Origin of the sequence: Phyllobacterium sp. 21LDTY02-6 (assembly GCF_023554255.2) — a bacterium.
Taxonomy (GTDB): Bacteria; Pseudomonadota; Alphaproteobacteria; order Rhizobiales; family Rhizobiaceae; genus Phyllobacterium.
Window position 1 is genome coordinate 240,960 of sequence record NZ_JAMJWD020000005.1, and the last position, 24,068, is coordinate 265,027.

The window sequence follows — 24,068 nt, forward strand, 5'->3', positions numbered from 1 at the left end:
CATAGTAACGATTTTAGGGCAATCCGGCCCGATGAACCGTTATTATGTCCGATTCTCTATGATCCGCAAGAACTTTAAGGTTAACGAAAGGTTAACGGACGACTCGCTGATTTTCGCACGATGTAGCCAGTATCGTGCTGACTTTCCATGGTTTTCTACTGTTTTTGTCAGCGGACAAAAATGTATCCGGCGACGACCGCAAGCCGCCGCCTGCACGCCGTCACACGATGAGGCGCGCGGAGCGCCCCTGGGGCGTTCGGCGCTGTTGTAGTAGCGCGCCCCCTGGTTGACGGAGCGGTGCTACGACTGCTGCATGGCCTCGGGCAGGGGCACGCCGCTGCGGGCGGCGGCGGTGGGATAGCCGGAGCGCAGGCCATGGGCGCTGAGCAGGGCCGGAACGAGACCGGCCTGGGCGATGCGGGTCTTGAGGATGTGATTGACCGCCGCCGGATTGAGCGCCCGGGCTTTGATGTTGCCCCATTGGTCGATGTCGCGGAACACGGCGCCGTCGCGGATGCCGGCGCGCTCGATGCTCTGAGCGCGGTGACCGGCGCGCCGACGACAAAGGCGCAGGCATCGTCTCCGGCCACGCTGGTCTTGGTGCGGCCGAGCACGATCTTCAGGCAGGGCAGGGGAGGGGCGTTACCGTCCTTGCCGCTGGCGGCGAGGGGCGGTTGTTCGACCAACTGGTCAGCCGCCGCTGCACCGTCGCCGGCGCATGCGGTCCGTCGGCGTGCAACAGGCCCTGACGGCGCAGCTCGGCCGCAACCGTATTCGGCACGCCATGTGCCGCATCGGTCTCGCGCCGGGCCGGGTCCCACAGGTGCTGGGCAACGAATTTGATCAGCAGTGCTTCCGGCGCCGGCTAGGGCAGGGGGCGCCGGTTGCCGCCAGTGACCAGGCTTCGAGATAGCCGAGATCGGAGGCCAGCGCCTTCAGCGAGTTGGCGCCGATGCCGGCTTGGACCAGATGGCGCAGGGTGTCGATGTCGTCGTCGCTCAGGATGCCGGCGAGCTGATCGCGCCGGACCACCTCGGCATCGTCGCCAGCGCCGACGAGCGTCAAGGGCAGCCGCGCAAACGCGCCAGCGCCGAATGGATCAGGTCGGCGGAAATCCGGCCATGCCGCTCGGCGTTCAAAGGATAGTGCGGATCTCGTGGCGCAGCAGATCCGGCGCCCGGGCATCCTGGTCGGGCAGGCGGGCGACCGGATCGTTGCCGCGGGGGATGATGAAGTCGTCGCCGGCCCCGACCCGCGCCAGCAGTTCGGACAGATGGGTCTTGGCTTCGGCGACCTTGACGGTCATGCGGGAGCTCCTTGCGCCAACAGGCAGACGCGCGGCAACGCGGTTGCTATTGTGCCGGAGACTAGCGGCCATGCCCGGGCATGGTCAATCCATGGACCATCTCACAGGCGATAAGAGGTACTTATCGCAGGTGATAACACCACCAGGCAGGCGTCAGTGCAACGGAAGCAAAGGCCGAGATAGTTTCTAGTCATCTTAAGTATTAACCATCATTTCAAGGGGTCGCGGTATCGCAAACCACCCGTCTCACCCGGAGCGATGGCGAATTCGTGCATCTCGAAGATCTCGTCTCCCCGATGCCACGCGTGACATCCGCATACCGCCCACGAGTTCACCATCGTCCGGGACGTTTTGCGCACCCGCCTGCGCATCGCAGGGCAGGCGCCAGACTGGGTGCTGTCCACAGACGGCGTCCGAACGTTGCGACAGACATCCGAGATCACGTCGGTCGGTGGGACCGAGGTGGGCACAGCCGGTGTCGTTCGCCCCCGAGGCCCCGATCGATCCGGAAGGGAATGGCGACGATGGTGATGATGCGGAAAATCTACCGGGCGTCGACTATGCCGCGATCGATGCGGTGCTGGCCCGACAGCTTCGGCGTGTTTGCAGGGCTCTCCATTCCGCTTGGCGACAATATAATGGCGAGCACTGGGATCGAGAACGGCCCCGATGGTTTGAATGTCGTTGCGGACGTTGCGAAGTCGGAACAGCGGGAGCATGGCAGCATAGGCTGGCGAGCACGCACCTCCGAAGGCAAGGTCGACAACAGAGAAGCCTCGGTGAGCTACCGCTCGCGATTTGCAAGACTGGAAGCTGGAGTGCAGCAATATGACGGCGACGTGCGGGCTACGGCGCAAATCGATGGCGCTATCGCAGTTGCCGGAGGAAGCGTATTCGCCACGAACCGGATTGATGATGCCTTCGCTGTGGTGGATGTGGGTACTCCCGGAGTGGAAGTCCAGCAGCAGAACCGGCCAGTCGGCAAGACGAACGACAGCGGCCGGATACTCATACCAGATCTCAAAAGCCGCACTGGTCACAATCAAGGACAAGGAAGGGTTGCCCCTTCAGGCTGGCGTCCATGGTGTCTTGCAAGGCTCTGGTGAAGAGTTCGTCGTTGGCTATGACGGCCAGGCCTACATTCGCAATCTCGGATCGCAGAACACCGTCGAGATATCGCTAAACGACGGCAGCAAGTGTCTTGCCGAGTTCCCCTATGAGCAGCAGTCGGGGAAACAGGTCGTGATCGACGATGTAAGATGCCAGTAAAGCAAGGAAAGAACATGACGCGCTTCATCTATCTTCTGCTCTTGCTGTTGTTACCCTCGCTCGCGTTCGCTCAGACTTGCAGTTTCAGCACATCGAGCATGAATTTTGGCGCGGTGGATACGCTGTCAGGGAGCCAAGTCAATTCGACGGCGACGATCAGTGTCAATTGCACGGGGTTGGTCTTGCAAAGGATATTGCTCTGTGCCAACCTTGCAGCCGGCAGCGGAGGATCATCATCGGAAGCCGCACGGCAAATGATAAGCGGTGCCAACACGCTCAACTACCAGCTATACACTGACTCAAGCCGAAGCATCATTTGGGGCTCATACAGCTGGCCATATCCGCACGATCCCCCGCCTATGCCCTCACTTTGAGCGCCCTGGGCTCCGGCTCAGGAATCATCACCGTTTATGGTGCCGTACTGGGGAGCCAGCCGACAGCAAATCCTGGCACATATTTGTCTACGTTCTCGGGCGCAAACACGCCCTTCAGGTATTCGTATTCGTTAGGTAACGATTGCACGTCTTCGGCCGGAAGGACGGCCACCACTAATTTCAATGTGAACGCGAGCGTGGCCGCAAACTGTCTGGTATCAGTTCAGAACATCGATTTCGGCCCGAGGGGCATCCTGAGTTCGAATGTCGATTCTACCGGATCAGTCACGGCAAGATGCACGCCGGGCGCGACCTATACGATCTCTCTTAAACGGTGGTACGGCGAACGCTCCACCGACTGCTCGCAAGATGTCCAAGGGCGCAGAAACGGTTACCTACGGCCTCTACAAGAACGCTGCACGCGACCAGCCTTGGGGCGATACCACGACACCAGGAAGCACAGTGGCGGGAACCGGAAATGGCGCTGCCCAAGTCTATACGGGTTTACGGGCGGGTTCCTCCACAACCCACTCCGTCGTCCGGGGTCTACAGCGACACCGTGGTGGTCACCTTGACCTATTGATGACCAGTGATCGGCGCGCGCTCGCCTATCCCAGTGGTCCGGGGTATCCCGATCTTCAACCCTGCGGCCAGATGATGATTGCCTGTACGCCTTCACCCAATTGTGGCGCCGGAGACTTCAATACGAGACGACCGCTCATCTGACCGATCAACTCCGTAGCGATGGAGAGTCCAAGCCCGGTGCCTTCCGCATTGGTCTTGCCGCGCTTGAACCGGCTCTGAACACTCACCAGTTCATCGGCATCCAGTACCCGACCGTGGTTGGATATCTGGATTTCGCCGTAGGGGCGAAGCTCGACATATACCGGCTTTTGGGCATCTCCATGTATCAACGCGTTCTCGATAAGGTTTCTTATTGCTATGGCAAAAGCATCCTCGCTTATTTTCAGATGTACCTTCCTGACAGCCGAATTTTCGTAGCGAAGGCGCTCGTTTGTGCGCGCGGAGCGCTGGAGCTCTTCCACGATCGAACTCAACAGCTGCCTCATATCAACCGAGTTGGACGATAGGCCGATACGCGCATCAACCCGCGCCAGTTGCATGAGTTTCTCAACGAGGCGGATCAGTTTCTGTAAAGAGCCCTCCACATCGGAGATGCGGCGCAGGCTGCGCCGGTCGGTCAGTTCTGCTTTCAGCAGCTGGGTCTGTGCCAGCGCTCCGGCCAAGGGAGTGCGGAATTCATGAGCGCTGTTGGACGTGAACGCTCGCTCTGCTTCCATCGCCGCCCTTATGCGATCGAGCAACCGGTTTACTGACTCTAGAATAGGCGTCAATTCGTCGGGCAGCGCTGCCAGTTCGATTGGCTGAAGATTGCCGCCATCTTTGCTTGCGATCGCTTCGCAGCGGTGACAAGTCGCTGAGTGATGTGCAACACAGCCGGGTAATTAGCTTCTGTCACGAAGGTATGCTGAGGGCAATGCCCTCTCCACGCGGATCATGTGCACCGCTCATGCTGTCACCGCAGCGGATAATGCCCGCCTGACCGAAAATGGGCGATAATGTCGGAAGCAGCGCTATGTCGTGACCAAGCAATGAAAGCTCCTGGTTGATCTCCTCTCCTATAGACCTTTCTAGCTTGAGGCTGTCACGACTGTCAGAGAATGTCCGGCCAAGGAGAAAGCGGGGCTGGGCGAGTGCCTCCTGCGGGGTCATTCCATGATCGATCAGGCCGGTCAGGATGACTGATAGTGTCTGAGGCTGGCCATCGGCACCCTGTGTTCCATAGAGAAGGAAGGGGGCATCGTTCTTAAGTGCTATACCTGGATTTAGCGTGAAGAATGGCCTTTTGGCCGGCTCGACCACATTGACACTATCCGTTTCGATCGAGAATGCTGCACCGCGATTGTGCCAGAGAATACCAGTATCGCCAACAATAACACCGCTTCCCCAATCGAAATAGGTGCTTTGCAGCACACTGGCGCATTGGCCCTGCGCATCCGTGGCGGCGAAGAAAACCGTATCGCCGTCCCGCCCAAGGTGTGGCCAAGGCAGAGCCTTGCCCCGGTCAATCATCGCCGCTTTGGTATCGAGGTGCCTTGAATCCAGTAATTTCGCGGAAGGAACCGGTGTGAATTCAGGATCTGCAATGCAGGCGCGATCAAGAAATGCCTGCTTCACCGCTTCTACGAGCAGATGGTAGCGGGCGGTGCTGAGAGCAGGGAACGAAGGCAAGTCGAAGCGGGAAAGGATACCGAGAATGGCAAGGGTTGAGATACCCTGCGTTGGCGGTGGCGGTGCAAGCATCGTGACACCGCGATAGTCGAGCGAGATCGGTTCTGCATGACGCGTGCGGGTAGCGGCTAGATCTGCCGCGGTTAACGGCGAACCGATGGCAGCCAGCCCGTCTGCTATCTTGCGTCCGAGTACTCCCTCGTAAAAGGATCGGCATCCCTGTCTGGAAAGCAGGGTCAGACTATCTGCAAGGTCTGCCTGCCGGAAGAGGCCGTCACGTTCGCGGTGATCGAATTGCCTGGAAAAGCCTGGCCACTGCGCAAGCTCCTGGCTGCGGTACTCCAGCCAGAAGTTCTGTGATCTGCTTGGCTCGAATCCGTCTGCGGCAAGCCCGATCGCTGGCGAAACAAGATCGCCCAAACGTTGCTTTCCATTCCAGTGCCTCGCACTGAAGGCAAGTGCATGATCCCAGCTGTCAACGGCGCAGGCGGACGTTACCATTGAAGAGGGGCCCCGCAGATCTATCGGGCTTTTATAGACGGGCAGTTTGCTGGCTGCCTGACCGATGCCGAGCAAGGCGCGTCTACGCCCCTGCCGATCGGCAATCAGCCAGACGGCATCGCCACCAAGACCGCAAAAGTGCGGCATTACCACGGCCAGCACGGCAGCCATCGCTACTGCAGCCTCGATGGCATTGCCGCCCTTTTCGAGGATATCGATGCCCGCCTGGCTTGCCAGAGCGTGCGGACTGGTGACCATCGCCGCTCCAGCATGTTTTACAACCCGTTGCTGCATCTCTACCTCGCGCGTAAGAACGACCGGATCCATGCGATCCGATATATTTTACGGTCCTGATTAATCGGCCTTGTAGACGAGCCTGCGCTCCTCCAGCGGCGGCAGGAATTGCCGCGAGAAAATCTGTTCCGCCTTCGGCTTCGACGGCAACTGATAGCCTTGCGCCATGATGTCGATGCTCCGGGCAAGGCGTGCGTCATCAAGGTCACCGAGGCCAAGTTTTTCTGTCTCGCCGGAGAGTATGAGCTTTTCATAGGAAAATTTCAGGCGCGCGAGTTCAAGTTCCTCCTTGACGAGATTGTCATAGGAAACAACCGACTGGATACCTGTACTGGTGTCGGTGCCTATTTCAATCGCAGCCTTGTTGACGGCACGAACAAGCGCTGCAACAGCTTCAGGATTTTCCTTGATCAACCGCTGAGAAACCATCAGTCCATTGGAATAGAGATCCAGCCCGTAGTCGCCAAACAGCAGCCAGTTATAATCTTTGGATGGGTCTTGCCGGTTGTTGATAAGATTGAACCAGCTGGTGATATTGAAAACGAGCGCTCCGTCAATGTCGCCTTTGATCAGCATCGGCTCCTGAAGATTGGGGCCGATATTTTCGATGGCAACTTTCGACATGTCGACCTTGTTGAGGGTCCCGAGGACCGTAACAAGCCGGGTGGTTGGTGTGCCCTGCGCACCACCTAGCTTCCTGCCTTCAAGGTCCGCCGGTCCAGTGATGTTGGTTTCCTTTTTGCTGACAATAGCAAATGGCGGCTTGTTCCAAAGTTGATAGACCATGACAGGCACTTCATTCGGGCGGGTAGCGGCGTTCTGAATGATTGCGTTGATATCGCCAAACCCAGCATCATAAGCGCCCGACATGATGCGTGTGACCGTTGCCGCCGATCCTTCACCCTGATCGATGGTAACGTTCAGCCCCTCATTCGCGAAGTAGCCTTTCTGCTGTGCAAGAAGAAAAGGAGCATCGGATCCCTGCGTCTTCCAGCCGAGTGTCAGCTTGATACTGGTTTCGGCGAGAGCCGAGCCACACAGGAAAAAACCAAGAGCGAGTATGGAAAAGAGTGTCTTAAGCATAGTTGGCTCCGTTTAAGTTGAAAGTTCAGATGGCGGTAAAGTCTTCCCGGCGCGTGGCCCAGCCTGTGACGCGCCGCTCTACGAACGAGAAGGCGACGTAGAGAAGCATGCCAAGCATTGCGAGTATGAACAGGCCTGCAAAAACGAGCGGCACGTCAAAGTTTGAAGATGCCGTCATCATGACGTTGCCAATCCCCTTGTTGGAGGCAACCGTTTCAGACAGTACACTGCCAACGAAAGCGAACGTGACGGCAATCTTCAGCGAGGCAAAGAAGAATGGCATGGTGCGGGGGAGGCCGACATTCCATAGGATATCGAGCTTGCTCGCACCCAGCGACTTCAGCACGTCTTCCAGTTCCGGCTCAGTAGTGGCCAAACCCGTGGCGATATTGACGACGATCGGAAAGAAGCACATCACCAATGCGGTGAGAATTGCCGGAACTGAACCGGAACCGAACCAGAGCACAAAAATCGGCACGACCGCTACTTTTGGAATTGAGGAAAAGCCAATGAGCAGCGGATAGAGCGTATCGTAGGCCGTGCGCGAAATTCCAATCCCGGCGCCAATGAGAACGCCAACGGTAACGCCAAGCAGAAAGCCGCTCATCGTCGTCCACAATGTCTGGACGATATGCGGCCAAAGCACTCCAAAACGGCTGATCAGGGTCTCCATCACCTGGGTCGGGCGTGGAAGGACCAGATCTGAAACCTGCATCGAAAGGCAAAGCACTTCCCAAAGCAGGAAGAAGCCAAAGATGAGGAAGGCTGCCGAGAGGCGCCGGCGCAGCTCATAGGTCATGGATCAGGCTTCCTCAATGACGGTGTCAGTGCGGCTACGGGTAATCAGCTCACGCAGGCGCTGATTAAGCGCTACAAAATCTGCCTCGAATGTCTTCTCGATCGTGCGCGGGCGAGGGAAATCAACACCTCTGTCGTCAACGATGCGTCCGGGGCGGGCACTCATCACGCATATGCGTGTGGCCAAAAAACCGGCTTCCTTGAGATCATGAGTAACGAGAAGAACTGTTTGTTTATGTTTCAGCCAGAGCGACTGCATCGTGCCCCAGAGTTCCTCGCGGGTAAATTGGTCCAGTGCACCGAAGGGCTCATCGAGGAGCAGGAGGCGCGGCTCATGCACAAGCGCGCGACAAAGATTGGCCCGTTGAAGCATGCCGCCGGATAGTTGCCAGGGATAGCTGTTGGCAAAGCGTTCAAGACCGACATCCCTGAGCAGCGCATGGACACGATCCCTGTATTCGCTATTCTTCTTTAAGCGGTAGTCAGCTCTGAACGGACGGACAATCTTCAGTGGCAGCATCACATTTCGTTCAATCGTTAACCAGGGCAGCATCGTTGGGTTCTGGAAAGCCATGCCGATCCGCAGTGCCTTTGCACTTACTTCCTTGCCACCAACGATTACGGCACCCCGGCTCGGTTGAAGCAGGCCGCCTGCCAGTTTCAAGATTGTCGACTTGCCGCAACCGGAAGGTCCGACGAGGGCGACGAACTCACCCTCATTGATGCGCAGTGTCGTCTCCTGCAGCGCAGCTATCGCCTTGCTGCCACGTCCGAAGGATACGGCAGCCTGCGATAGTTCCACCGCAACCCTTGTTCGCTCATTGTGCATAGCAGCCCCTTTCATACCTCCTCAAAACTGCATGCAACAAATGTGCCAGATTCTAAATTAGCGATGATCGGCATAATCCAGAGCATTTTAACTGCGTACAAAAAGATATAATGATTGCATGCATTTTATTTATGCATTCTAGAAAAATGTGCCTTAAAATAGTGCACGATTGCGAGTTGAAAACCTGACACAGCTCGCATATCCAGATCAGGTACCAAGAGGAAAACATGACAGTAAAAAAACGTTCGGGAAAAGACGAGGGAGACCGCGTAGCCGGAATTTGTACTGCACTGCGCCGGGCAATCATCGAGCGTGCGCTTCTTCCTGGTGATCGGCTTCCGGAAGATGCGCTCGGAGAGCGCTTCGGCGTCAGCAGGACGATTGCCCGTCATGCGCTGGGCCAACTGGCTGCCGAAGGTCTTGTCGACCTTCGGCGCAACAGAATAGCGGTTGTCGCGATTCCGACCTTCGAGGACACACGTGACATCTTTGATATCCGTGTGGATCTCGAGCGCCAAGTGGTACGGCATCTGGCTGGCAAGCTTAACGATACCCAGACCAAGCAGCTGAAGGCAATCATCGAAGCCGAGCATGAAGCGCGCCACGGTGCGGAAGGTACGTCCATTCGACTGGCGACGGAGTTCCACGTACGGCTCGCCGAAATGACGGGCAAACCGATCCTCATTCGCTACGTCACCGAGATCTGCTATCGGGCCGCGCTCGCTCTGGCAGCATTTGGCCGCCCGCACTCTTCCGAGTGCGCTATCAGCGAACATCTTGAGCTAGTTGATATTATTAGCACCGGACCTGCGGAAAAAGCGGCAGCTATGATGAAGGATCATCTGGAGGCGGTAGCTTCCCGTGCGCTGCTGCAACGATCCGGGGGGCGAAGTCGCGGGTTGATGGACATTTTAGCGCCCTATGCAGAATAAGGCTGACGGATAGAGACACGAGCCCAGAGATATTTTGGCCGTGAGGGGGACTGTTCAGCGTGCAATGGAGGGGTCAAGTATCCATTCGGCACTATCGTTCCAGACGTCCGTTTCCACGATCAATCCGTCACGCACAACAAACCGGTCAATGTAACGATTGTTGCTGAAGGGTGTTCCGTCAGGCCAGGCCCCATAAAGATAGCCGAGGCTGTAGATGATGGTTTCCGCTTTTCCCGGCACGACATCGTAACGTTCAATCTGCTTTTTTACCCATTGATATCGCTCGCCATTGAATCCTGTGGGGCCGCCGGGCGTCTCGAACAGGCGATTGCCCGTGAAGCGGCAGATAAACCCCGGTGCCACATATTTTTCTGCCCGAACAGGATCCGGAGCCATTGTAGCATCGAGATATTCCTTCACGGCCTGAAGATCGCGCTGCGCCATCGTGTCCATCAAATTCTCCCGCAGTGTTGCCAGTATCTCGCTCGAAGTGCATACAATTATCCTATGCTTAAATCATCCCGGATTGCAACTATGGCTTCCTCGAACTCCGTCGATCTCGTTCTGCGCAATGCCCGTGTTAGAGGCCACCCGTTCGTACAGGATATTGTCATTACGGATGGATGGATAACATCGATCGGCTCAGCATCGGCATCAACTGCTGCAATCGAGGAAGACCTTGCAGGACGCTTGGTGTTTCCGGGCCTAGTTGATACCCATATCCACCTAGACAAATCCTGTCTCCTGTGCCGATGTCGCCAGACGGATAGCGGGCTCAAGGGAGCAATTGCTGCCGTTTCCCGTCTAAAGCAGGAGTTCACTGTTGAGGATGTATATGCACGCGGCGCGCGAACCATCGAGATGGCAATCGGTCAGGGGACAATGCATATGCGTGCGCATGTCGAGGTCGACCCAAGGGTGGGATTGCGCAGCTTCGAAGCAATGAAGCAGCTTAAAATCGATTACGCCTTCGCACTTGATCTTGCCATCTGCGTCTTTCCACAAGAGGGTCTGACCAATGACCCGGGTACTGAAGCTCTTCTCGAGGTGGCCCTGTCACAGGGCGCCGATCTGCTTGGCGGTTGTCCTTACACTGATTCCGCCCCTTCGTTTCAAATGGAACGGTTGTTCGCGATGGCGGTGGAGCACGATGTGGATCTTGATTTCCATCTCGATTTCGATCTCGAACCGGGCGGGTCTCACCTGGAGGAAATCTGTAATCGCACAGAGGCCGCCGGATGGCAGGGACGTGTAGCGGTCGGACATGCGACCAAACTCGCAGCAATGGGTGACGAACAGCTCAAGCGGCTTACAACCCGGCTTGCCGCAGCAGGCGTCGCCGTTACAGCCCTGCCATCCACCGACCTTTATCTAAACGGCAGGGAACAGCAGTTTCGCGCAGCGCGCGGTGTTGCGCCAATTCATTTTCTGGCTGAACGAGGAGTTACAGTTTCAGTGGCAACGAATAACGTTCTCAACCCCTTCACCCCCTATGGTGATGCCTCGCTGATACGAATGGCTAATCTCTATGCCAACGTCATGCATATCGGCCCAGAAGAGTTTCCACGTTGCTTCGATATGATCAGCACAGATGCTGCCCGGCTGATGCGGATCCCGAATTATGGACTTTCTCCCGGGAACAGGGCCGATATCATCGTCCTTGACACCACTGATGAAATAGAGGCTTTCGGAGGATTGGCATCTCCATTGATGGGTTTCAAGCGCGGTCAAAAAAGTTTCGTTCGCCCTGCTGCCCACATTTTTAAACCAGGTTAAACCTAAGGAAATCTGATTCAGGTATGCGATCGTTCCTGGTCTCAGGGAGGAACGCCGCTCGTCTTCAGCGGAGAATTATCGATGTTCGAAGGCCGTCGTTTCGACAAAATCCGGTGTTCAGCGGTAAGCTGAGCTCCCTCCTAACCGATTTTTGCAACACATCCGTTAGAGCCCCACTCCTGCGTACGCACTGCACGCGCCACCTGCGCAAGCATCGCCTGTTCGCCGGACTCCACCAGGCCATGCGGAGCCCAGCAAGCCGAGAGCTTGCATTCGACCACGCGGTCTATCGTTGATCTATTCGGCAGCGATTGCCAATGCGCTCGATCGCGCTCTAGCGAGCAGAACTGCTCCCGCCAACGGATCGTACGCCAGATACCGTCGCGCAAACAGCAGGATGATGAGGCCCTTGAACATTGCGACTTCCCGGCGCGAAGTTCAACCTTTTCAATCTCACAATGGTAGTTTACGAAGAATTTGCAGAGCCATTAACGCCGGCAACGGCTGTAGCACCGCTGCCGGCCAAAATTGATCAGGCGGGCCAGATCGACTGCAGTTTCTCCCCGGCCAATATGCGCTGTCTTGCGGCAGCTTCGTTCCTGCCCAGTTCGTCTGCCGCGTCGGCGACATCATGCACCCGGTCCTTGGCGATGACGACGACACCGTCGATATCGGCGAAGATCACATCGCCCGGATTGATCACGACCCGGCCGAATTTCAATGGGACCTGCGATTTCTTCGGCTCCTTCTTGCCGGTGACGCCGACAGGGCTCACTGCGGTGCCGAAGAGCGGATAGCCAAGCGCGCGGACCTGCGCCAGGTCGCGCACCGTTCCATTGACGATCGTCGCCGCCGCGCCGCGCGTCTTCGCCCCGGTGCTCATCAGTTCGCCCGAGCAGGCACCATCGGCACAGGATGCATCGCAGACAAGAATTCCGCCTTCGGGCGTATTGTCGATGGCATTGTGATAGACATCCTGCGGCTCGCCCTTGCGATCGGACGGTTCGAACAGCACGGTCACGGCTGGCCCGCAGACGACCTCGCCGGCAGGCAGCGCGCCGAGCAGGGAGATTCCCTCGAGGTAGCCCCACAGGCCGAGATGTTCCATGCTGTCGTGGACATCGCCGGAGTACCATTTCTTCAGCCGCGAAATGGCTTCCCAGTCAGTGTCGGAATAGTTGAAATCAGGCATTCTTACCGTCCTTGTCCTTGCTGTTCTTTATGGCAACGCGCAGATAGGCCGCGCTATTGTCGATCTGTGCCCGCATGAGGGCCTTTGCACCTGCCTCGTCCCTGTTCTGGATCATGGCAAGAATATCCGCATGTTCGGCATAGGCCGCATCGAGCGATTTGCTCGGCACGCGGCTCGTCACTCGGATAACCTCGGTGATGAGACCATAGAGATTGTCGTAGAAAACCGAGAGAATCTGGTTGCCGGTCGAGTGCACCAGTGCGAGATGGAATGCCGCGTCGGCCTCGGTAAAGCCCGAGAAATCGCCGCTGTCGCGCGCCTGCCGCATCGAGTCCAGCGCCGCCCGGACTTCATCGTCCACCGGATCTTCGCTGGCGGTCAGCAGTCCGACCACTTCCGTCTCGATCATGCGACGAACAACCATCAGTTGTAACAAATATTCCGGGTCGCTCGAGAAAAGCTGTCTGACGGTTATGGCGAGGGTGCCGAGGAATTCGCCGACATCATCCCGCACCACCGTCGTCCGCTCCCCATGCCGGCGTCGGACGAGCCCCTTGGTTTCAAGTATCTGTATTGCCTCACGGACGGAACGGGTGGATACGCCGAAATCGCGCGCGATCTCGCTCTCGGAAGGCAGGCGCTCACCGATCGCCAGCTCTCCCGACATGATCTGGGCTTCCAGCGAACTGGCCACCGAAGAATGTAGCCGGTCCCGGGACCGTCCCTGATCCGAGATTCGCTCATTGGATATCATGCATTCGCTCCCGCTGTTCCAGTCGATATTTCCAGCCTTTGCGGCAATGCCCTCGAAACTTCAACAGGCACTGGCTTGACTGGTCACCCGACAAATTCGCCGAACTACACTTGACTCATACTGATGTCATAAGTCATATGTCAAGAGTGGCTCGACGTGACTGGGAGGTCTCGGAAGTAACGGAGCCAGGGCGGCCATCATCAAATCGTCGCGAAACACCCGCGGCAGCAGGCGCCGGGAAGAAGGATCGGGAGGAGAAAATATGATCAGATCATTTGCGCGTCACACCATGGCCGTTCTCGGCCTTGTTGCTTTGCTTTCAACGCCCTTTGCCGCGGCACAGGCGCAGACCACGGCCGATATCGAAAAGAAGGGGACGGTCACCATCGGTGTTCTCACCGGCATCCCGCCCTATGACACGGTGGATGCTTCCGGCAATCCCGATGGGTTCATCGTCGACCTGGCTCGCGAGGCGGCCAAGGCTCTCGGCGTGCAACTCGCCGTCGTGCCCGTGAACAATGCATCGCGTGCGGCTGCACTCGAATCCGGCCGTGTCGATTTCCTGATCGCCCATATGACGGCGACGCCGGAGCGCGCGAAGACCTTTCTCATGACCAATCCCTACGGGGCCTATGAGATGCGGTTCGTGGCCGCCAAGGACATGAAGCTTACTTCGCTGGACGACCTGAAGGGCAAACGCGTATCGGTGCCAAAGGGAAGCACGCAGGACGTCGCTGTCAGCGGCTACGGCATCGAGGGGCTGGAGGTCGTGCGCTTCGACGACGACGCGCTGGCCATGCAGGCGCTCGTTTCGGGGCAGGTGGACGCCACCGCGGCGGTTGCCGCCGTCGCCAATGACGTCATCACCAAGCGCAGCCTCGACAATCTCGAAGTCAAGAACGACTTGCCCATCTTCACGCTCTACTGGTCCATGGCGACACGCAAGGATGCGACCGAACTCCACCAGTGGTTGAACAACTTCATCTACTACGCCGAAATCACTGGAAAGCTCGATGAGCTGCACAAGAAGTGGATCGGAATTCCGACGCCAGGCGGCAAGCTGCCGACATTCTGACCGGGGGCGGCGCGCAGATGATGGCGCGCCCGACGGTCGGCGGGGCAGAAAGCACCGCCGGCCGGCTGTAGCAGGAGGCATCATGGCTTATGAAATGAACTTTGCGCCGGTATTCGCCCGAACGCCGGAGCTCGTCAGCGGTACGATCGACACGATCACGCTGTCCGCCCAATCCATCGCGGTCGGGCTGGTGATCGGCCTCGCCGTGGCATTGCTGAGGGTGGACGGGCCGAAATGGAGCGCGGTGTTCGGTGCGGCCTATGTCGAAGCCTTCCGCAACACGCCGCTATTGGTGCAATTGTTCCTGCTGTTCTTCGGGCTGCCCTATATCGGCTTTCGCCTGAGCGCCGATCACGCGGCGATCCTTGCGATCTCGCTCAATCTCGGCGCCTATTCGGCGGAGATATTCCGCGCCGGCCTTCTGGCGATCCCGAAGACGCAGATCGAGGCCGGCCTTGCGCTGGGCCTGTCGCGATTGCAGGTGATGCGCTATGTCGTCATCATACCGGCGCTGCGGATCATCTATCCGGCGCTGACCGGCCAGCTTACGCTCACGCTGCTCGGAACCTCGATCGCTTCGGCCATATCCGCGACGGAATTGACGCTCGCGGGCGCTAAGATCGAATCGCAGACATTCCGCAGTCTCGAGACCTTCCTCGTTCTCGCCGCCATCTATATCGGCATCACCTTTGCGTTCCGCCTGCTCTACTGGCTGGTCGGATTGTGGCTGTTCCGCCGCCGCACGCCGCCAGCAGGTTCGGCCACTGCAACACTCACTTTACCGCGCGAGGTGGAATCATGATCCAGTCCTTCGGTTGGTCGAGCGTCGGGTTCCTCTGGAACGGATTGATCTGGACGGTAGGCCTTTCCCTGTGCACCTTCGTCTGCGGCGGCATTTTTGGCCTCATCTTTGCGGTCGGCCGGGCGCTTGGCCCACGCTGGCTGCAAGTCATCATCGCCGGCTATATCCAGCTGATCCAGGCGACACCACTGCTCATTCTGGTATTCCTGGCATTTTACGGGCTGAGCTTTGCCGGTTTCTACTTTCCGCCGCTTGCCGCCGCCGCGATCTCGCTGACGATCTATTCGACCGCCTTCCTCGCCGATATCTGGAGGGGCTGTATCGAAGCCATCCCGGCCACCCAGTGGGAGGCCGCGGACGCACTCGCGCTCAGCCGCACGCAACGATTGCGCTATGTGATCCTGCCTCAGGCATTCCGCATCGCGCTCGGCCCGACCGTCGGCTTCATGGTGCAGATCGTGAAGAATACATCCGTGACGGCCCTCATCGGCTTCGTGGAACTGACCCGCGCAGGGCAGTTGCTCAATAACATGACATTCCAGCCCTTCCACGTCTTCCTGACGGTCGCCGCGATGTATTTCCTCGTGTGCTTCCCCTTGTCGTGGTGGAGCGAGAGATTGAAGGAGAGAAAGCATGCCGGCGCTGCGCATTGAAAACCTGAAGAAATCATATGGCGCCGTCCCGGTCCTCAATGGGATCGATCTCACCGTCGACAATGGCGACGTCGTCGCAGTCATCGGCCGCTCCGGTTCGGGCAAGAGCACCATGCTGCGCTGTATCAATGGCCTCGAACCTTTTCAGGACGGCGCCATCGAGGTTGCCGGGCACGTCCTCGACCGGTCGCGCGCCAATCTGCGTGAATTGCGGAAGGAGGTGGGGATGGTGTTCCAGAGCTACAATCTCTTCCCGCATCTGTCGGTCGCCGAGAATATCACGCTGGCGCCGCGTGTGGTGAAGGGCGTTCCGAAGGAGCAGCAATCGGCGCTTGTCGAGGAAGTGCTGGCGCGGGTCGGCCTGCAGGAAAAGCGGCACGCCTTTCCCGACGAATTGTCCGGCGGGCAGCAGCAGCGCGTGGCGATCGCCCGTTCGCTGGCAATGAAGCCGAAAGTCATGCTCTTCGACGAGGTGACCTCGGCGCTTGATCCAGAACTTACCGGCGAGGTGCTCAAGACCATTGCCGAACTCGCCCAGGCGGGAATGACCATGGTTCTCGTCACGCACGAGATGGGATTTGCCCGCCGCGTCGCCAACCGTACCGTTTTCATGCACCAGGGCCGCATCTGGGAGGAGGGGAGGTCGGAAGAGCTCTTCGCCAATCCAAGAACACCGGAACTTCAAAGCTTCGTGGCCCCGGATCTGAAATGAGCCGCACAATTCATGACATGCAAATCCAAGGAGATGACAATTGCCCGGTCCTGAGAATCGAACCCTGATCGACAAGATGAAGCGTGGGGAGGCCGTCTTCGGCGCGACCTTCTACACGGGGTCCACCACGGCCATCGAGGCGGCGGGCAATTGGGGGCTCGACTTCGCCTTCATCGATGCCGAACACACGCCCGTCAACATCGACCCGCAGATGGAAAAGCTGGTACTGGCGGCGCTGCTTGCCGGAATTGCGCCACTCGTGCGCGTGCGCGGCACTAATGAGTGGGACATCCGCAAATCGCTGGAATTCGGCGCCACGGGCGTCATCGTTCCCCAGGTCGGCACCGCCGAACAGGCCCGCGCCATCGTCCGGGCCGCAAAGTTTCCACCCTATGGACGGCGCGGCGGCGATGCCAATTGCCGTGCGGCAGGCTTCGGCGGCCCGGGTTTCCAGTGGTCGGCCTATATGGAGCACGAAAATGAAAGCCGCCTGGTGATACCGATGGCGGAAAGCTACGAATTCTTCGACAATATCGACGAAATCCTCGATGTCGAAGGCATCGACGTGATCAATTTCGGGCCTGCCGATTATTCGATCTCGCGCCGCATTTCCATCGACTATTCCATGTCGCATCCGGAGGTGGAAGACAAACTCGCCGAGCTTATCGAAAAGGCCCACGCCCGCAACATAAAGGTCATGGCGCCGTGCATTCCGCCGGTCGCCGACAATGTCACGGCGCTCAAGAAAAAGGGCGTCGACATGATCATCATGGGCAATGACGTGCTGTTCCTCAATGAGGGATGCCGCCGGGCCCGCGAAGCAATCGACACGGCAGCGAAATCCGCCTGAGCAAAGCGCATCATATCCAGCAAGGACCAATCAATGAGTGATCCATTCGACATTGCAGGCCGCGTTGCGGTCGTCACCGGCGGCCTCGGCCAACTCGGAACCCAGTTCACCAAATCGCTCGCGGAGGCAGGGGCCAAGGTGGCGATCTACAGCCGGCGCCCGTTCAGCGACGAGAAGCTGGCGGAGAAATTTCCGGGGCTAACCGAGCGCATCCGCGTCTATGAGGCCAGCGTCAGCGACAAGGAGGCGCTCGAGACGGCCACCGAAAAACTGATCGCGGACTGGGGCGTGCCGCATATCCTCGTCAACAATGCCGGCATTGATTCCAAGCCGGACGGCTCGGCCGAGCAGAACGCGCCCTTCGAGGTCTATCCGCAGAAATACTGGGACGAGATCATCGAGACGAACCTGACCGGAGTCATGCTGACCAGCCAGGTGGTCGGCAGCAGGATGGCCGAGGCGGGACGCGGCTCCATCATCAATGTCGGCTCGATCTACGGCATCGTCTCGCCCAACCAGGCGCTCTATGCCTATCGCGAGAAGCGGGACGGCATACCCTTCGTCAAGGCCATTTCCTACGCCGCGTCGAAATCCGGGCTCGTGAACCTGACCCGCTATCTCGGCACCTATTGGGGCACCAAGAAAGTCCGCGTCAACCTCATCTCCTTCGGTGGCGTCAAGACGGCGAGCTTCGACAAGGAGTTCATCGAAGCCTTTCTCGAAAGGGTGCCGATGGGCCGTCAGGCCGAGATCGACGAGTATAATGGCATCATCCGGTTTCTAGCCTCCGATGCATCCTCCTACATGACCGGGTCCAACGTCGTGGTCGATGGCGGCTTCACCGCCTGGTAGCTGCTGGCGAGGGCGGTGCGCCTAGGCACCGCCCCGTCCTGGCTTATCGCCGCGTCAGCCGCGGCGCCATCATGACGATCAACGCCATGACGGCGGAATAGGCGACGAGCGGCCAGGCTGTGTCGCCCGGCAGCAGCATCACCGCCAGGCTGCCGGCAATGCCGACGAACAGGCTCTGCGTGCAGAAATAGGCGGCGACGGCGGTCCCGGCCATGTGGCCGAACCTGCAGCGCGCCATCCGCCGTGACCGCCACCGTCCAGACGATGCCGACCGCGGCGATCCACATCGGCATTATGAAGCTGGCGAAGGATGGCGGGGCGAGCCATTCGCAGGCGCTCAGCAGCATGGCAGCCGACAATAGCATCGCCATGGACGTTGGTGCATCGATCAAGAATTCGACGCGCGTCGGTCTTTGACAGGGTTGACTATGTCTGCCTGCCTTGGCAGCGGACAGAGTCCGGGCGTTCACCAATGTTTCACAAACCAGGTTCCAGGGACTCAGAATCCATGCTTTTCGAGGAGTTCGACCGCCTCCCGTGCAATGTGATCTCCGTGTTCGAACAAGTTCCGCCATGCTCCGACACCGGCAACGATGTCTGGATGCGAGACGGCCGACGAGAATGCCTCCACACCTACGAGTCCTTGATAACCGGCATGTTTAAGGCGGATCAGAAGGGGTGAAAAGTCGATGGTACCACGGCTTAGCGATCCTCGATGGTTCTGGTCGATCTCGAAGTAAGCCAGATGGGGAAGGGCAGTCTCCAGCGCATCCATCATATCGTCTTCTTCTATGTTCATGTGAAAGGCGTCGAGGTGTACTTTGACGTTGTCTGCGCCGATGGTTTCGATCATTCTGACTGCGTCGGATGCGGTATTGATAAGGTTCGTTTCGTAACGATTCACCACTTCGAGTGACAGCATCATTCCCATCGTTTTTGCTTTGTCCGCAACAATCGCCAGCCCTTCAGCGGCGGCGTTGAAGTTGTCTTCCGTGGCCACACGAGTGGCCTTTCCGAATGCGGAATAGAGTATACCGCCCATTCGATCTGCACCCATGGCCGCGGCAAGTTCCAGCGCGGTTTTGTGACGTTCAACGCCGCGCTTCCAGATCGACCGATCAGTACTTGATATGTCGTTGTCGATCTGCAGCGGCGATGTCGTTACGGGCTTAAGTCCGGCATCGGCAAAGATCCGCCCAATCTTGGTCGGCTCGATGTTCTCATGGTTACGGATGGGGACAACAACATGATTGAACCCAAATGCCGCCGCCCTCTCCACCGCATAGGCCCCGTCCTCTGTCGTCCACTGCGGGACCCATGTGTAGGCGTGTATAGAGCGTTGCGTCATCGTCCGGTATCCTCCCTGTCTCATGCTTATATCTGATATCTTGCATCTGATATGCAAGTATGCAAGATCTGTCATTAGCAGTCTGATGGTGGAGGAGAACACGCAGCAGACTTTCGTGGAGCATCCGCATTTGAGGAGACATGCTGCCTTGAGGGAACAAGGTGGCTTTATGGGAGGAATTCATGTCTGTTAAGAATTGCATTGCAGCGACGTTGTGCGTCGGCGCGTTGGCGCTCATGTCCACCGGTCAAGCTCTGGCTCAGGAATACGTCTTACGGCTTAATCACGTGCACACGCCTGCCGAGGCTTATCACCAGGGCTTTCAGAAATGGGCAGATCGCGTCTTTGAGCGCACCAAGGGCGGGCTCAAGATCGAGGTATTTCACTCTGCCCAGCTCGGTGTTGAGGAAGACATCATTGAGCAGATCCGTATGGGGGCCAATGTCGGCCAAAACACCGATGCGGCGCGACTAGGCAACTACGTCCCAGAGATCGCGGTCCTCAACGGACCTTATCTGGTCAAGTCTTTCGATGAAGCCTTCAAATTGGCCGAACTGCCTGTGGTTCAAGGATGGATCGACAAATTGGCGACCCAGCACGGTCTCAAGGTTGTGTGTTTCGACTTCTCGCAAGGGCTGCGCCATGTCTTTACCAATCAGCCCGTCCGCAACCCCCAGGATCTCTCCGGCCTTCGCATCCGGACACCCCCGGCTCCCATCTGGCAGGAAGCGACCCGTGCGCTAGGCGCGGCGCCCACGGCTATGGCGTTCGGGGAAATCTATCCAGGGCTCCAACAGCGGGCGATCGACGGCGCAGAGGTCACTTACGCTAATATTCGGCCAAACAATCTCCAAGAAGTGGTCAGTCACGTTAGCGAAACAGGACATATCCTGCTTCTGAATTTCGAGGTCGTTTCAACGACGTGGTTCGAAACTCTTCCGCCCGAGTTCCAGACAGCGCTCGTCGAGGAGTGCCGCGTTGCAGGGCAGGAGACGACGAAAGTGCTGCAGGCGCAGGCTGAAACAGAAAAGGCGGCACTGATCGAAGCGGGAATGACCGTTGTGGACAATGTCAACCTCGAAGCGTTCAGAGCCGCGAGTGAGCAAGCATATAAAGCCCTCAACCTGACGGACGTTCGAGACGCGCTCTACAAAGAACTGGGCCGCTGATAGGTGATGGCTGGCTAGGAAAATCATATGAAGGCATTTTATCGTTCCCTTACGCGGTTGGAGGCTATCCTCGCCGGCTTCTTTCTCATCGCCATGATCTGTATGGTGTTATTGGGTGGAGTCGCGCGCATGGCGAGCATGCCACTCAATTGGACCATTGATCTATCAACCGGCTTTTTCGCCTGGGCCGTTTTCCTTTGCGCCGACATCGCATGGCGCAACAACACCCTCATGTCGCTGGATCTTTTCACAGAACGATTGCCATCCACGACCAGACGCGTCCTTGATAAGATCAATCTCGGGATCATAGCCGTGTTCCTCTGCTATGGCGTTTGGTATGGCGTAACTCTGGCATGGGCAAGCCGCGCGAGATCCTTCAACGGCATTCCTGGAGTGTCATATTCCTGGGTGACAAGCTCAATTGCCGTCGGCTGCACGCTGATGCTGATCACGACATTGATCAAGTTCAAGGACGCCCGCCTGGAACACGCACCCCCGACAGCATCTGTCAGCTGAGGCAAAACCATGCTCCTTGTCGCTATCGTCTTTGCCATTTTCCTTGTCATCGGAATGCCGGTCGCATTCGCCATAGGCATTTCCGGAATGATGTTCTTCCTGCAGCACCCCGAACTGCCCATTTCGATACCGCTGCAGATAACTGTATCGACAACGCAAAACTTCTCGCTCCTCGCCGTCCCACTGTTCATTGTAGCTGGCAACTTGATGAACCGCTCGGGCATTACGGAGGGCCTTCTCAATCTTGCATCCGTCCTCACCGGACGACTGCGTGGCGGGCTGGCCCAAATCTCGATCGTGCTATCTGCCTTAATGGGCGGTGTTTCCGGCTCGGCGATCGCGGATGCGGCTATGCAGTCCCGCATGCTCGGCCAGCAAATGATTGACCGTGGAATGACCAAGGGCTTTGCAGCGGGCGTCCTGTCGTTTTCCTCCTTGCTGACCCCCATCATTCCGCCGGGTATTGGAATGATTCTGTTCGGTACGATTGGATCGGTTTCGATCGGGCGCCTTTTTGCCGGTGGGATCCTGCCGGCGTTGCTTCTGGGCGTTGCGATGAGCCTTTCGGTCTGGATAACGGCGACCAAGCGGGGTTATCCCCCGGAACGCTCGACGCGCCCGACAGCCAAAGAGACGATCACTGCATTCCGCGGCGGCATTTGGGCCATCCTGTTCCCGGTTATCCTGCTGGTGGGGCTTCGCGCCGGTATCTTCACTCCGTCAGAGATTGGCGCCGTTGCCGTACTCTATGCCGTGTTTATCGGCTTTCTTATCTACAAGAGAATGAAGGTGAGCGACTTCATTGAAGCGCTGGAGTCAAGCCTTGGCGATGTCGGATCCGTAATGTTTCTGATCAGCCTATCTGCCATCTTCGGTTACGGAATTGTATTCGAGAGATTACCTGAGCTTGTGGCGTCCGGGTTGGGCACTCTGACCGATAATGTCCAGGTGGTGATGGTACTGATCGTGCTGCTCACAATCGTAGCCGGGCTCTTTGTCGATGCAACGGTGCTGATCATAATGATGACGCCGATCGTTCTGCCGGTGGTCACCCGACTGGGAGGTGATCCTGTTCATTTCGGGATCATTTTCGTGATCGCGGCGACCTTGGGCAATTTCACACCTCCGGTTGGAGCTGCCATGTACACGGTCTGCTCAATCCTCAACGTCTCGATAAAGGACTATATCAAAGAAGGCTGGCCGCTGTTGCTGGCTATCAGCATTGTGACGATTTTGCTGATCTTTGTCCCGAGCATTGTTCTTTACATACCCAACCTGATCTTCGGCTGATAAGGAGGCAGTTGCAGTATTGGCGATTGTCGAGAGCAAAATGATGAAGATCGAGAGACCAAGGTCACTGAAGGAACTGGTAGTGGACGAACTGCGAAGCCGTATCATCGATAACAAGATTCAGCTGGGCGCTGCTCTTTCGGAAAATGCGTTGGCCGCCGATCTTGGTATGTCGAAGACTCCGGTGCGAGAGGCGCTACAGCAGCTCCAGCTCGAAGGATTGGTAGAAGTGCTTCCGCAACGAGGCTCTTTCGTATTCCGCATAGCAGCAGAACAGGTCGAGCAGATCAGCGAATTGCGTACGGTATTGGAGCTTGCCGCTTGCCGCCTGGCAATTAACCGCAACCACACATCACTTGTTTCCCAGATGAGTGTCGTCATGGAGGAGATGCAGGCGGCCTATGACCGCGATGACACCGTCAGCTATCACAAACTGGACGGTGCGTTCCATCAGGTATTCATCGAGCTTTGCGGCAATCCTTTCCTTGTCGAAGCTTTCAGTCAGGTGGGCTTTCGTACACAGGCATTGCGATCACGCCTGTCGCGGATCGCAGACTTGAATTCGCGTTCAGTCGCGGAGCATCGCCAAATGCTCACCTATGTCCAGCGACGAGATATCCCTGAGCTTCAAGCTCTGTTGGCGGCGCATATCGACCAAACCCGCAAGTCCTATCTGCGAGTGCTGGAAGAACAGGAGAAATAAGTCATGAGCAACCGCCTTGACGGAAAAATTGCGCTCGTCACAGGTGCGGGTGCCGGTATTGGTCGGGCGATTGCATTGGCTTTCGCTGCGGAGGGTGCAAAGGTGATTGCCACCAGCCGATCGCCGTTTGAACTACCCGCAGGGATCGAAGCTCATCGTCTGGACGTCTCCGATCGAGCCGCAATTTCCAGTTTCGCAGCGATACCCCGCAGGGTGGACGTGCTTGTCAACGTCGCGGGCTATGTGCACACAGGGTCAATCCTCGACTGCCCGGATGAGGAGTGGCAAGCCTCCTTCGACATCAACGTGTCGGCCCCATTCCATCTCATTCGGGCATTTCTGCCCCGCATGATCGAGCGGGGCGGCGGCAACATCATAAATATCGGCTCGATAGCCGGGGCAATCAAAGGAACACCAAACAGGTTTGCCTATGGGGCGAGCAAGGCCGCTTTGATGGGCTTGACCAAAGGACTTGCTGCTGACTTTGTCAAACAGGGCATTCGTGCCAACTTCATCGCCCCTGGCACGACAGATAGTCCCTCGCTCAATGCGAGAGCCCAAGCCACTGGTGATTATGATGGAGCTCGGGCTGATTTTATCGCCCGGCAACCATTGGGCCGCCTCGGTCAGCCAGAGGAGATAGCGGCACTGGCAGTCCACCTTGCTTCCGACGAATCTGCTTATACCACCGGTGCCGTCTACGTCGCCGATGGTGGTGTAACCATGTGAGATCCCCT

26 protein-coding genes and 5 pseudogenes are annotated in these 24,068 nt (G+C 57.7%); 19 read left to right on the forward strand and 12 right to left on the reverse strand.

Annotated features, from left to right (window positions below):
- Positions 1-220: 220 nt before the first annotated feature.
- Together M8997_RS17825 and M8997_RS17830 are read right to left on the reverse strand one after the other, a co-directional pair.
- A pseudogene (locus M8997_RS17825) lies at positions 221-1,071 on the reverse strand (hypothetical protein).
- Between the two features lie 124 nt (positions 1,072-1,195).
- Positions 1,196-1,306 (reverse strand): annotated as a pseudogene (locus tag M8997_RS17830) (type II toxin-antitoxin system Phd/YefM family antitoxin); the annotation flags it as partial.
- A 257-nt stretch (positions 1,307-1,563) separates the two neighbouring features.
- On the opposite strand from M8997_RS17830, the pseudogene M8997_RS17835 reads away from it, so the two are divergent.
- From M8997_RS17835 to M8997_RS22290, 5 genes and pseudogenes are all read left to right on the forward strand, one after another.
- Positions 1,564-1,919 (forward strand): annotated as a pseudogene (locus M8997_RS17835) (hypothetical protein); the annotation flags it as partial.
- Positions 1,897-2,575, forward strand: a pseudogene (locus M8997_RS17840) (FimD/PapC C-terminal domain-containing protein); the annotation flags it as partial. The pseudogenes M8997_RS17835 and M8997_RS17840, both read left to right, overlap by 23 nt.
- 98 nt (positions 2,576-2,673) lie before the next feature.
- On the forward strand, positions 2,674-2,949 hold the full coding sequence (locus M8997_RS22280; RefSeq protein ID WP_371929609.1) for a spore coat protein U domain-containing protein: 276 nt from the start codon (positions 2,674-2,676) through the stop codon (positions 2,947-2,949).
- A gap of 197 nt (positions 2,950-3,146) precedes the next feature.
- Positions 3,147-3,212, forward strand: a pseudogene (locus M8997_RS22285) (hypothetical protein); the annotation flags it as partial.
- 215 nt (positions 3,213-3,427) lie between these two features.
- Positions 3,428-3,532 carry a spore coat protein U domain-containing protein gene (locus M8997_RS22290; protein ID WP_371929600.1) on the forward strand — a complete coding sequence of 35 codons (105 nt, stop codon included), beginning with the start codon at positions 3,428-3,430 and terminating at the stop codon, positions 3,530-3,532.
- Positions 3,533-3,587: 55 nt separating this feature from the next.
- On the opposite strand, the gene M8997_RS17850 is transcribed toward M8997_RS22290, so the two are convergent.
- The 5 genes from M8997_RS17850 to M8997_RS17870 all read right to left on the reverse strand — a co-directional run bounded on the left by M8997_RS17850 (position 3,588) and on the right by M8997_RS17870 (position 8,707).
- Complete coding sequence (locus M8997_RS17850; RefSeq protein ID WP_250015611.1) at positions 3,588-4,250, reverse strand: HAMP domain-containing sensor histidine kinase; 663 nt, start codon at positions 4,248-4,250, stop codon at positions 3,588-3,590.
- 175 nt (positions 4,251-4,425) lie between these two features.
- A complete protein-coding gene (locus M8997_RS17855) occupies positions 4,426-5,961 on the reverse strand; it encodes a gamma-glutamyltransferase family protein (RefSeq protein WP_250015614.1) in 1,536 nt (511 codons plus the stop codon).
- A 96-nt stretch (positions 5,962-6,057) separates the two neighbouring features.
- The gene (locus M8997_RS17860) at positions 6,058-7,080 is read right to left on the reverse strand and encodes an ABC transporter substrate-binding protein (protein ID WP_250015616.1); all 1,023 of its coding nucleotides are present in this window, start codon (positions 7,078-7,080) and stop codon (positions 6,058-6,060) included.
- A gap of 25 nt (positions 7,081-7,105) precedes the next feature.
- Positions 7,106-7,879: an ABC transporter permease gene (locus M8997_RS17865; RefSeq protein WP_250015618.1), complete on the reverse strand. Its 774-nt coding sequence runs from the start codon at positions 7,877-7,879 to the stop codon at positions 7,106-7,108.
- A 3-nt stretch (positions 7,880-7,882) separates the two neighbouring features.
- Entirely contained in the window at positions 7,883-8,707 is an 825-nt protein-coding gene (locus M8997_RS17870; protein ID WP_250015621.1) for an ABC transporter ATP-binding protein, read from the reverse strand.
- Between the two features lie 227 nt (positions 8,708-8,934).
- On the opposite strand from M8997_RS17870, the gene M8997_RS17875 reads away from it, so the two are divergent.
- Positions 8,935-9,639 (forward strand): GntR family transcriptional regulator, encoded by a 705-nt coding sequence (locus tag M8997_RS17875; protein ID WP_250015623.1) that lies wholly within the window; start codon positions 8,935-8,937, stop codon positions 9,637-9,639.
- A gap of 54 nt (positions 9,640-9,693) precedes the next feature.
- On the opposite strand, the gene M8997_RS17880 is transcribed toward M8997_RS17875, so the two are convergent.
- Positions 9,694-10,092, reverse strand: coding sequence for a nuclear transport factor 2 family protein (locus tag M8997_RS17880; RefSeq protein ID WP_250015625.1), 399 nt, complete (start codon positions 10,090-10,092; stop codon positions 9,694-9,696).
- A gap of 81 nt (positions 10,093-10,173) precedes the next feature.
- Between M8997_RS17880 and M8997_RS17885 the strand changes: the two genes are divergently transcribed.
- Entirely contained in the window at positions 10,174-11,415 is a 1,242-nt protein-coding gene (locus tag M8997_RS17885; protein ID WP_250015627.1) for an amidohydrolase family protein, read from the forward strand.
- A 532-nt stretch (positions 11,416-11,947) separates the two neighbouring features.
- On the opposite strand, the gene M8997_RS17890 is transcribed toward M8997_RS17885, so the two are convergent.
- Together M8997_RS17890 and M8997_RS17895 are read right to left on the reverse strand one after the other, a co-directional pair.
- On the reverse strand, positions 11,948-12,607 hold the full coding sequence (locus M8997_RS17890; RefSeq protein ID WP_250015628.1) for an RraA family protein: 660 nt from the start codon (positions 12,605-12,607) through the stop codon (positions 11,948-11,950).
- Positions 12,600-13,361, reverse strand: coding sequence for a FadR/GntR family transcriptional regulator (locus M8997_RS17895; RefSeq protein ID WP_250015629.1), 762 nt, complete (start codon positions 13,359-13,361; stop codon positions 12,600-12,602). The genes M8997_RS17890 and M8997_RS17895 overlap by 8 nt, the downstream gene beginning before the upstream one ends.
- Before the next feature lie 262 nt (positions 13,362-13,623).
- Here M8997_RS17895 and M8997_RS17900 point away from each other — a divergent pair, with 262 nt between their 5' ends.
- From M8997_RS17900 to M8997_RS17925, 6 genes are all read left to right on the forward strand, one after another.
- Positions 13,624-14,436 (forward strand): transporter substrate-binding domain-containing protein, encoded by an 813-nt coding sequence (locus tag M8997_RS17900; RefSeq protein ID WP_250015630.1) that lies wholly within the window; start codon positions 13,624-13,626, stop codon positions 14,434-14,436.
- 82 nt (positions 14,437-14,518) lie between these two features.
- The gene (locus M8997_RS17905) at positions 14,519-15,238 is read left to right on the forward strand and encodes an amino acid ABC transporter permease (protein WP_250015631.1); all 720 of its coding nucleotides are present in this window, start codon (positions 14,519-14,521) and stop codon (positions 15,236-15,238) included.
- The gene (locus tag M8997_RS17910; RefSeq protein WP_250016042.1) at positions 15,232-15,891 is read left to right on the forward strand and encodes an ABC transporter permease subunit; all 660 of its coding nucleotides are present in this window, start codon (positions 15,232-15,234) and stop codon (positions 15,889-15,891) included. Before M8997_RS17905 ends, M8997_RS17910 begins: the two co-directional genes overlap by 7 nt.
- A complete protein-coding gene (locus M8997_RS17915) occupies positions 15,872-16,603 on the forward strand; it encodes an amino acid ABC transporter ATP-binding protein (protein ID WP_250015632.1) in 732 nt (243 codons plus the stop codon). The genes M8997_RS17910 and M8997_RS17915 overlap by 20 nt, the downstream gene beginning before the upstream one ends.
- Before the next feature lie 40 nt (positions 16,604-16,643).
- Positions 16,644-17,453 (forward strand): HpcH/HpaI aldolase/citrate lyase family protein, encoded by an 810-nt coding sequence (locus M8997_RS17920; protein ID WP_250015633.1) that lies wholly within the window; start codon positions 16,644-16,646, stop codon positions 17,451-17,453.
- A 33-nt stretch (positions 17,454-17,486) separates the two neighbouring features.
- Entirely contained in the window at positions 17,487-18,305 is an 819-nt protein-coding gene (locus M8997_RS17925; protein WP_250015635.1) for an SDR family oxidoreductase, read from the forward strand.
- 43 nt (positions 18,306-18,348) lie between these two features.
- Here the strand turns inward: M8997_RS17925 and M8997_RS22295 are convergent, their stop codons facing one another.
- Positions 18,349-18,519 (reverse strand): hypothetical protein, encoded by a 171-nt coding sequence (locus M8997_RS22295; protein ID WP_371929601.1) that lies wholly within the window; start codon positions 18,517-18,519, stop codon positions 18,349-18,351.
- Positions 18,520-18,548: 29 nt separating this feature from the next.
- Between M8997_RS22295 and M8997_RS22300 the strand changes: the two genes are divergently transcribed.
- A complete protein-coding gene (locus M8997_RS22300; RefSeq protein WP_371929602.1) occupies positions 18,549-18,722 on the forward strand; it encodes a hypothetical protein in 174 nt (57 codons plus the stop codon).
- An 82-nt stretch (positions 18,723-18,804) separates the two neighbouring features.
- On the opposite strand, the gene M8997_RS17935 is transcribed toward M8997_RS22300, so the two are convergent.
- Entirely contained in the window at positions 18,805-19,653 is an 849-nt protein-coding gene (locus M8997_RS17935; protein ID WP_250015637.1) for a sugar phosphate isomerase/epimerase, read from the reverse strand.
- A gap of 182 nt (positions 19,654-19,835) precedes the next feature.
- On the opposite strand from M8997_RS17935, the gene M8997_RS17940 reads away from it, so the two are divergent.
- From M8997_RS17940 to M8997_RS17960, 5 genes are read left to right on the forward strand one after another with little or no spacing between them, the layout of a single operon-like run.
- On the forward strand, positions 19,836-20,822 hold the full coding sequence (locus M8997_RS17940) for a C4-dicarboxylate TRAP transporter substrate-binding protein (protein ID WP_250015639.1): 987 nt from the start codon (positions 19,836-19,838) through the stop codon (positions 20,820-20,822).
- A gap of 27 nt (positions 20,823-20,849) precedes the next feature.
- Positions 20,850-21,338, forward strand: a complete 489-nt coding sequence (locus M8997_RS17945; RefSeq protein WP_250015641.1) for a TRAP transporter small permease — start codon at positions 20,850-20,852, stop codon at positions 21,336-21,338.
- Positions 21,339-21,347: 9 nt separating this feature from the next.
- Positions 21,348-22,628, forward strand: coding sequence for a TRAP transporter large permease (locus M8997_RS17950; protein ID WP_250015644.1), 1,281 nt, complete (start codon positions 21,348-21,350; stop codon positions 22,626-22,628).
- A gap of 40 nt (positions 22,629-22,668) precedes the next feature.
- Positions 22,669-23,331 (forward strand): GntR family transcriptional regulator, encoded by a 663-nt coding sequence (locus tag M8997_RS17955; protein ID WP_250015645.1) that lies wholly within the window; start codon positions 22,669-22,671, stop codon positions 23,329-23,331.
- 3 nt (positions 23,332-23,334) lie between these two features.
- Positions 23,335-24,060 (forward strand): SDR family oxidoreductase, encoded by a 726-nt coding sequence (locus M8997_RS17960; RefSeq protein ID WP_250015646.1) that lies wholly within the window; start codon positions 23,335-23,337, stop codon positions 24,058-24,060.
- Positions 24,061-24,068 lie beyond the last annotated feature (8 nt).